The sequence below is a fragment of the Nocardioides sp. genome (assembly GCF_004803405.1).
Classification (GTDB): domain Bacteria; phylum Actinomycetota; class Actinomycetes; order Propionibacteriales; family Nocardioidaceae; genus Nocardioides; species Nocardioides vastitatis.
On sequence record NZ_SSXI01000170.1, the window covers coordinates 1 to 7,913 of the forward strand.

Sequence of the window (7,913 nt, forward strand, 5' to 3'; positions counted from 1 at the left end):
CGGACGTCGCGGCGCTGGACGCGCTGCTAGCGACGTGGTCGGTCGCGCCGCCGCTCACCGACCGAGCCCGGCGACCGGCGGAGAAGGTCGCGACGAAGGCCGTGCGCAGGCAGGTGGAGCGGGTGCTCGCGGCGACCCACCATCTCGACGACCCGGACCACGTCGACGAGGCGCACGAGGTCCGCAAGGCCGCGCGCCGGCTCCGACACGCCGCCGACGCCGTGAGCCGACCTCCGGCGTCGACCCTGGCGGGCTGGGCGCCCACCGTGGGTGGGCTGGGGCAGCGGATCCAGGGGATGCTCGGGGACCACCGCGACGCGCTGCTGCTGGCCGACCACGTCCGCGAGCACGCGGCCGACGTGGCCGATCCGGCGCCGTACCTCCAGTTGGTGGCCCACGCCGAGCGCGAGGCGCGGCAGGCGATCGGGGGTCTCGTGCAAGCGGTCCTCGAACTCCGAGATGCCCGCCATCCATGAGACGGCCGTCTTGCCATCTGGGACGCCGTGCGACACTTGTTCGACGGCACGACGTGCGACGGCGTACGGTGGTCCCATGCGCCAGCAGCTTCTCGTACGCACCGGACGCGCCGGCTGAGCCACGTCGCCAGACGAAGCCCACCGCGCGTCCACCCCTCGTTGCCCAGCAACCGAGGGGTTTTTTGTTGAGTACGACGGCGGACCACCCCACAGGTCGACACAGAGACAAGGAACGACTCGGATGACTGAGCAGCAGGGCTCGGGCGACACCATCACCGGAGCACAGAGCCTGGTCCGGTCGCTGGAGGCGGCCGGGGTGACCGACATCTTCGGCATTCCGGGCGGCGCGATCCTCCCGGCCTACGACCCGCTCATGGACAGCAGCATCCGCCACATCCTGGTCCGCCACGAGCAGGGCGCCGGCCACGCCGCCCAGGGCTACGCGGCCGCGTCCGGCCGGGTGGGCGTGTGCATGGCGACGTCCGGGCCGGGCGCCACCAACCTGGTCACCCCGCTCGCCGACGCCCACATGGACTCGGTCCCGATGGTCGCCGTCACCGGCCAGGTCGGCGCCGCGATGATCGGCACCGACGCCTTCCAGGAGGCGGACATCCGCGGCATCACGATGCCGATCACCAAGCACAACTTCCTGGTCACCGACCCCGCCGAGATCCCGACCAAGATCGCCGAGGCGTTCCACCTCGCCTCGACCGGCCGTCCCGGTCCGGTCCTCGTCGACGTCGCGAAGTCCGCGCTGCAGGCCAGCACCACCTTCGACTGGCCCCGCGAGCTGAACCTGCCCGGCTACCGCCCGGTGACCCGTCCGCACGCCAAGCAGATCCGCGAGGCGGCACGGCTGCTGCTCGAGTCCCGCAAGCCGGTCCTCTACGTCGGCGGCGGCACGATCCGCTCCGGTGCGTCGAAGGAGCTGATGATCCTCGCGGAGCTGACCGGCATCCCGGTGGTCACCACGCTGATGGCGCGTGGCGCGTTCCCCGACAGCCACCCCCAGCACCTCGGCATGCCGGGCATGCACGGCACGGTCGCGGCCGTGGCCGCGCTGCAGAAGAGCGACCTGATCGTCAGTCTCGGGGCCCGCTTCGACGACCGGGTCACCGGCAACCTCGACTCGTTCGCCCCTGGTGCGAAGGTCATCCACGCCGACATCGACCCCGCGGAGATCGGCAAGAACCGTCACGCCGACGTCCCGATCGTGGGCGACGTGCGCGAGGTGCTGATCGACCTGATCACCACGATCCGCACCGAGTACGACGCCGGCAACTCCGGTGACTACGAGGGCTGGGTGGCCTTCTGTGCCGGGGTCAAGAAGCAGTACCCGCTCGGCTACGAGACGCCGGCGGGCGGCGCGCTCGCGCCGCAGTACGTCATCGAGCGGCTCGGCCTGCTCTCCGGCCCGGAGACGATCTACACCGCGGGTGTCGGCCAGCACCAGATGTGGGCAGCGCACTTCGTCCGCTACGAGCGGCCCAACACCTGGCTCAACTCCGGCGGCCTGGGCACCATGGGCTACGCCGTCCCCGCCGCCATGGGTGCGAAGGTCGCGATGCCCGACCAGACGGTGTGGGCCATCGACGGCGACGGCTGCTTCCAGATGACCAACCAGGAGCTCGCCACCTGCGCGATCAACGACATCCCGATCAAGGTGGCGGTGATCAACAACGAGTCGCTCGGCATGGTCCGCCAGTGGCAGACGCTGTTCTACAACGAGCGCTACTCCAACACCGACCTGCACTCGAAGCGGATCCCCGACTTCGTGAAGCTCGCCGACGCCTACGGCTGCGTCGGCCTCGCCTGCGAGTCGCCCGGGGACGTGGACGCCACCATCCAGAAGGCGATGGAGATCAACGACGTGCCCGTCGTCGTCGACTTCCGGGTGCACCGGGACGCGATGGTGTGGCCGATGGTCGCCGCAGGCACGAGCAACGACGAGATCAAGTACGCGCGCGACCTCGCGCCCCAGTTCGACGAGGACGACCTGTGATCGCAGCGTGCGGGAACCGGAGGATCTGATGGCCAAGCACACCCTGTCCGTCCTGGTCGAGGACAAGCCCGGCGTCCTGGCCCGGATCGCCGGGCTCTTCAGCCGACGCGGCTTCAACATCGAGTCGCTCGCCGTAGGACCGACCGAGCATCCCGAGATCTCGCGGATGACCATCGTCGTCAACGTCGAGTCCTCGCCGCTCGAACAGGTCACCAAGCAGCTGAACAAGCTGGTCGAGGTGATCAAGATCGTCGAGCTCGACCCGAACTCCTCGGTCAACCGGGAGCTGGTCCTGGTCAAGGTCGGCGCCACCGCCGACAACCGCAGCCAGGTCCTCGACGTGGTCCAGCTGTTCCGGGCCAAGGTCATCGACGTCTCCTCGGACGCGATCACGATGCAGATCGTCGGGAACGTCGACAAGATCGGCGACTTCCTGCGGGTGCTCGAGCCGTTCGGGATCCGCGAGCTGGTGCAGTCCGGGATGGTGGCGATCGGCCGTGGCCCGCGGTCCATCTCCGAGCGCAGCAAGCCGATCGCCGTACCCGTCGCGCCGCCCGCCGGCTGACCACGCCAGACTTAGATCCCCACCAACCCGACAACAAGGAGTTGCCACCAGTGGCTGAGATGTTCTACGACGACGACGCCGACCTGTCCCTCATCCAGGGCAAGCACGTCGCGGTCATCGGTTACGGCAGCCAGGGCCACGCCCATGCGCTGAACCTCCGCGACTCCGGCGTGGACGTCCGCGTCGGTCTCCCCGAGGGCTCGAAGAGCCGTCCCAAGGCGCAGGAGGAGGGCCTCCGCGTGGTGACGCCCGCCGAGGCCGTGGAGGAGGCCGACGTCATCGTCGTGCTGGCCCCCGACCAGGTGCAGCGCCACCTCTACAAGGAGTCGATCGAGCCGCACCTCGCCGAGGGCGACACGCTGGTCTTCGGCCACGGCTTCAACATCCGCTTCGGCTACATCCAGCCGCCCGCCGGTGTCGACGTCATCCTCGTCGCCCCCAAGGCTCCGGGCCACACCGTGCGGCGCGAGTACATCGCCGGCCGTGGCATCCCGGACATCATCGCGGTCGAGCAGGACGCCTCCGGTCAGGCGTGGGACATCGCGAAGTCCTACGCGAAGGCGATCGGCGGCACCCGCGCCGGCGTCATCAAGACCACCTTCACCGAGGAGACCGAGACCGATCTGTTCGGCGAGCAGGCGGTCCTCTGCGGCGGCATGTCCCACCTCGTGCAGGCGGGCTTCGAGACCCTCACCGAGGCGGGCTACCAGCCGGAGATCGCCTACTTCGAGGTGCTCCACGAGCTCAAGCTGATCGTCGACCTGATGTGGGAGGGCGGCATCGCCAAGCAGCGCTGGTCGATCTCCGACACCGCGGAGTACGGCGACTACGTCTCCGGTCCCCGCGTGGTGACCCCGGAGGTCAAGGAGTCGATGAAGGCGGTCCTCGCCGACATCCAGAGCGGCGCGTTCGCCCAGCGGTTCATCGACGACCAGGACAACGGCGCCACCGAGTTCCTCAAGCTCCGCGAGCAGGAGGCCGGCCACCCGATCGAGGCGACCGGCAAGACGCTGCGCGCGCAGTTCGCCTGGAAGCAGGCCGACGACGACTACACCGAGGGCTCGGCCGCGCGCTGACCTGACGCGGAACGCCCCCGGCCTGCACCAGGCCGGGGGCGCTTCTGCGTCCAGGGGCTAGGCGCTCAGCGCCAGCAGCACGGCGCCGCCGCCGACCATCGCCACGCCCACCCACTGCAGCCCGGAGAGCCGCTCGCCCAGCAGGGTGACGCCGAACAGGGCGACGAGCACCACGCTCAGCTTGTCGACCGGCGCCACCAGCGACGCCTCGCCGATCTTCAGCGCGCGGAAGTAGCAGATCCAGGAGGCGCCGGTCGCCAGGCCGGAGAGCACCAGGAAGACCCACGTCCTGACGCTCAGCTCGCCGGGCGAGTGCAGCTTGCCCAGCGCCAGCAGGATCATCCCGAGCGTGGCGAGGATGACGACGGTGCGAATGAACGTGGCCACGTCGGAGTCGACGTCGCGGACGCCCACCTTCGCGAAGATCGCCGTCAGCGCGGCGAACGCGGCCGACAGCAGCGCCCAGAACCACCAAGCCGAGGTCAGGTCCACGATCCGTCCTTCCGAGCGCACGACGTCGTACGTCCCGCAGGCATGGGGCCTGCGGGACGTACGACGGTAGCGGGTCCGCGGGTTGCTGCTACTTGACCTCGGACCGCATCACCAGGCGCAGGCCGATGGCGAACGGCAGGCCGATCCAGATCAGCGAGGTGACGGCGAGCTGGGTCCACTCCTGACCGGTCAGCGTGCTGTCGAACAGCAGGAACCGGGTCTGGTTGATGTCGAACCATCCGGCGTTGTCCGCCCACCACTCCTGGGAGGCGGCGAGTGCGCCGGACAGTCCGGGCAGGACGAGGTTCACCACGAAGTACCCCACGATGGCGGCGGGAGAGCTGCGCATCAGCAGGCCCAGGGCGAAGCCCAGCAGCATGCCGAGCTCGTTGGCCAGGACGATCTGCGCGAACGTGCTGGCCGCGATGTCCCAGACCGGGTCGTCCCCGGTGATGGCCGCGTTCACCAGGTTGCCCAGTGCGCCGACGCCGAGCGCGATCAGCATGGAGACGACGCCGACCATGAGCACGTTGACCAGCTTGGCCAAGATCACGCGACCTCGGCCGGGCACCAGGGTGAACGTGGTCAACGCGGTGCGCTGGCTCCACTCGCTGGTGACCGCCAGCACTCCGATGATCGGCAGCACGATCGACATCGGGCTGCCGACCGACGCGGCGAACGAGTCGAACGTCAGGCTGCCCCGGTCTCCGAGGGTGACCGTCACGACGGTGGCGATGGCGGAGGCGATGACGATGCTGGCCATCAGCCAGAAGCCGGAGCGGGTGTCGAACATCTTGCGCAGCTCGACCTCCAGCACCCGGCGGAACGGGATCGGCGCGGGCGTGGGTCGGGTCCGGGCACTGGCGGCGGGAACGGCGTCGAGGGTGGTGGCGGTCATGCCACGGCTCCTTCCAACTCGATGGCACTGTCGCGCTGGCTCTCAGCGGTCAACGCGAGGAACATCTCCTCCAGGCCGGCACCGTCGGCCGGCCGGAGCTCGATCAGGGGGATGCCGGCCTCGAACGCGACCCGGCCCACGTGGGCGAGGTCGGCCTCGGCGAGCACGGCGCCGCCGGTGGTCGCGGTGGCGGTGATGCCGTCGGCGTGCAGCGCGGCGGCGAGCGTGGGGCCGTGCGCGGCACGGACCAGGGTCCCGGCGCCGGCGAGCAGCTCGTCCTTGGTGCCGTGCGCGACGATCCGGCCGTTGCCGATCACGACGAGGTCGTCGGCGATGACCTCGATCTCGTGGAGCAGATGCGACGACAGGAGCACCGTGCCGCCGTCGTCGGCGAACCCGCGGAGCAGGTCGCGCATCCACCGGATGCCGGCAGGGTCGAGGCCGTTGGCCGGCTCGTCGAGGATCAGCACCTCCGGGTCACCCAGCAGGGCGGTGGCGATACCGAGGCGCTGGCGCATGCCGAGGGAGTAGTTGCGGACCCGGCGGCCGGCCTCCTCCGGCGTCAGGCTGACCCTCTCCAGCATCGCGTCGACGCGGGTGCGCGGAAGGCCCATGGTCCTGGCGGCGATGGTCAGGATCTCCCGGCCGGTGCGCCCTGCGTGCTGCGCGGACGCGTCCAGCAGGACGCCGACCTCGCGGCCGGGGTCGGGGAGGTCGGCGAACCGGTGGCCCAGGATCCGCGCGTCGCCCGAACCCGGGTCGGTGAGTCCGACCATGATCCGCATGGTGGTCGACTTGCCGGCACCGTTGGGACCGAGGAAGCCGGTGACCCGTCCCGGGTGCGCGGTGAACGACACGTCGTCGACGGCGGTGAACCCGCCGTACTTCTTGGTGAGGGAGTGGACTGTGATCATGGTCCGAAGCCTGTCGGCAGCGGGCGTCTCGTGGCTTCCGGCACAACCCTTGACCCGTCCCTGGTCCGACCCTGAGACCGCTCAGGGGAGGGCCGGGAAGCAACCGGGGGCGCGTGGCGTTGGGCTCCCCGTGCGTATCGAGATATGGGCCGACGTCGTGTGTCCGTGGTGCTACATCGGGAAGCGGCGCCTGGAGCGCGCCCTGGAGGGCTTCGAGCACCGTGACCAGGTCGAGGTTGTCTACCGCTCCTACGAGCTCGACCCGTTCGCGCCTGAGGTCGGTACCGAGACCACGGTGCAGGTGCTCGGCCGCAAGTTCGGCGCCGACGAGGCCGGCACCCGGTCGATGATGGCGCGGGCCGACGAGGTCGCCGCCGCCGAGGGTCTGCAGTTCGCGCACGCCGAGGCGATCCACGCCCGGACCCTGACCGCGCACCGGCTGCTGCACCTCGCCAAGGAGAGGGACCTCCAGCACGAGCTGCTCGAGGAGCTGCTCGCCGCTTACTTCACCCGCGCCGAGTCGCTGGGCGACCATGACGTGCTCCGCCGAGCGGCCGCGGCAACGGGTCTCGACGCCGCAGAGGTGGACCGGGTCTTGGCCGGCAGCGACTACCGGGACGCGGTGCTGGAGGACGTGGCCCAGGCCCGCGCCTACGGCTCCTCGGGAGTGCCGTTCTACGTCGTCGACGGCCGCTTCGGCATCTCCGGCGCGCAGCCGACCGAGCTGTTCGCGCAGGCACTCGAGCAGGCCTGGTCGACCCGGGAGGGCTGAGGTCCCGGTAGCGACCCCGGACTCGGCGCTGGACTCAGGGGAGCAGCAGCACGACCGTCTCGGCGACGCAGGCGGGCTTCTGCTCGTCCTCGATCTCCACCGTGTGCCGCACCACCAGCTGCTTGCCCTTCGGGATGTCGCTGACCTCGGCGAGGTGCACGTGCAGCCGGATCCGTCGGCCGACCAGCAGCGGGTTGGGGAAGCGCACCTTGTTCAGGCCGTAGTTGAGCTTGGCGCCGGGCGTGCGCAGCGTGAACACCTGGCTCCCCAGCCACGGCAGCAGGGACAGCGTCAGGTAGCCGTGGGCGATGGTGCCGCCGAACGGTCCCTGCTTCGCCCGCTCGAGGTCCACGTGGATCCACTGGTGGTCGCCGGTCGCGTCGGCGAACTGGTTGACCCGCCGCTGGTCGATCGTGACCCAGTCGCTGGTGCCGAGGTCGGTGCCGGCGGCCTCGGCGACCTCCTCGAACGTGGTGAAGACCCGCATGCCTGACTCCTTGGTCGCGTGAGGAAAGGTCCGGTGGTCGACCCTAGCGATCCCGGCCGGCCGGCGGCAGTCGCGACTCAACGGCGGACGGCCAGGAGCGGCATCGCCGCGACCGCCAGCATCGCGGCGCCCAGCACCACCGGAGGTACGACGACCCGATCCGCGGCGGCCACCGCGACCAGCCACAGGGCGGTCGTGGCGGCGAGGACGAGCACGGTCCCGCGCGCGGTG

General features: G+C 70.4%; 9 protein-coding genes. 5 read left to right on the top strand and 4 right to left on the bottom strand.

All coding sequences use genetic code 11. From position 1 onward, the window contains the following. The 4 genes from E7Z54_RS12100 to ilvC form a co-directional block, all read left to right on the top strand. Positions 1 to 476 (top strand): CHAD domain-containing protein (locus E7Z54_RS12100; protein WP_136434017.1); only part of this gene is annotated, 476 nt, incomplete at its 5' end. Between the two features lie 241 nt (positions 477 to 717). Continuing rightward, positions 718 to 2,478 carry an acetolactate synthase large subunit gene (locus E7Z54_RS12105; protein WP_136434019.1) on the top strand — a complete coding sequence of 587 codons (1,761 nt, stop codon included), beginning with the start codon at positions 718 to 720 and terminating at the stop codon, positions 2,476 to 2,478. A 28-nt stretch (positions 2,479 to 2,506) separates the two neighbouring features. Then, on the top strand, positions 2,507 to 3,043 hold the full coding sequence (gene ilvN, locus E7Z54_RS12110) for an acetolactate synthase small subunit (protein ID WP_136434021.1): 537 nt from the start codon (positions 2,507 to 2,509) through the stop codon (positions 3,041 to 3,043). Between the two features lie 50 nt (positions 3,044 to 3,093). Next, on the top strand, positions 3,094 to 4,119 hold the full coding sequence (gene ilvC / locus E7Z54_RS12115) for a ketol-acid reductoisomerase (RefSeq protein ID WP_136434023.1): 1,026 nt from the start codon (positions 3,094 to 3,096) through the stop codon (positions 4,117 to 4,119). A gap of 57 nt (positions 4,120 to 4,176) precedes the next feature. Here the strand turns inward: ilvC and E7Z54_RS12120 are convergent, their stop codons facing one another. The 3 genes from E7Z54_RS12120 to E7Z54_RS12130 form a co-directional block, all read right to left on the bottom strand. Continuing rightward, the gene (locus E7Z54_RS12120) at positions 4,177 to 4,611 is read right to left on the bottom strand and encodes an EamA family transporter (RefSeq protein WP_136434025.1); all 435 of its coding nucleotides are present in this window, start codon (positions 4,609 to 4,611) and stop codon (positions 4,177 to 4,179) included. 88 nt (positions 4,612 to 4,699) lie between these two features. After that, positions 4,700 to 5,509, bottom strand: a complete 810-nt coding sequence (locus tag E7Z54_RS12125) for an ABC transporter permease subunit (protein WP_136434027.1) — start codon at positions 5,507 to 5,509, stop codon at positions 4,700 to 4,702. Continuing rightward, positions 5,506 to 6,423, bottom strand: a complete 918-nt coding sequence (locus E7Z54_RS12130) for an ABC transporter ATP-binding protein (protein WP_136434028.1) — start codon at positions 6,421 to 6,423, stop codon at positions 5,506 to 5,508. Before E7Z54_RS12130 ends, E7Z54_RS12125 begins: the two co-directional genes overlap by 4 nt. A gap of 130 nt (positions 6,424 to 6,553) precedes the next feature. Between E7Z54_RS12130 and E7Z54_RS12135 the strand changes: the two genes are divergently transcribed. Then, the gene (locus E7Z54_RS12135) at positions 6,554 to 7,195 is read left to right on the top strand and encodes a DsbA family oxidoreductase (RefSeq protein WP_136434030.1); all 642 of its coding nucleotides are present in this window, start codon (positions 6,554 to 6,556) and stop codon (positions 7,193 to 7,195) included. Between the two features lie 34 nt (positions 7,196 to 7,229). On the opposite strand, the gene E7Z54_RS12140 is transcribed toward E7Z54_RS12135, so the two are convergent. After that, on the bottom strand, positions 7,230 to 7,682 hold the full coding sequence (locus E7Z54_RS12140) for a MaoC family dehydratase (protein WP_136434032.1): 453 nt from the start codon (positions 7,680 to 7,682) through the stop codon (positions 7,230 to 7,232). Positions 7,683 to 7,913 lie beyond the last annotated feature (231 nt).

Bases quoted from the DNA above. Each gene is read 5' to 3' on its own strand.
- E7Z54_RS12125 (WP_136434027.1), bottom strand. From the start codon at position 5,509: ATGACCGCCACCACCCTCGACGCCGTTCCCGCCGCCAGTGCCCGGACC.
- E7Z54_RS12105 (WP_136434019.1), top strand. From the start codon at position 718: ATGACTGAGCAGCAGGGCTCGGGCGACACCATCACCGGAGCACAGAGC.
- E7Z54_RS12130 (WP_136434028.1), bottom strand. From the start codon at position 6,423: ATGATCACAGTCCACTCCCTCACCAAGAAGTACGGCGGGTTCACCGCC.
- E7Z54_RS12140 (WP_136434032.1), bottom strand. From the start codon at position 7,682: ATGCGGGTCTTCACCACGTTCGAGGAGGTCGCCGAGGCCGCCGGCACC.
- ilvN (WP_136434021.1), top strand. From the start codon at position 2,507: ATGGCCAAGCACACCCTGTCCGTCCTGGTCGAGGACAAGCCCGGCGTC.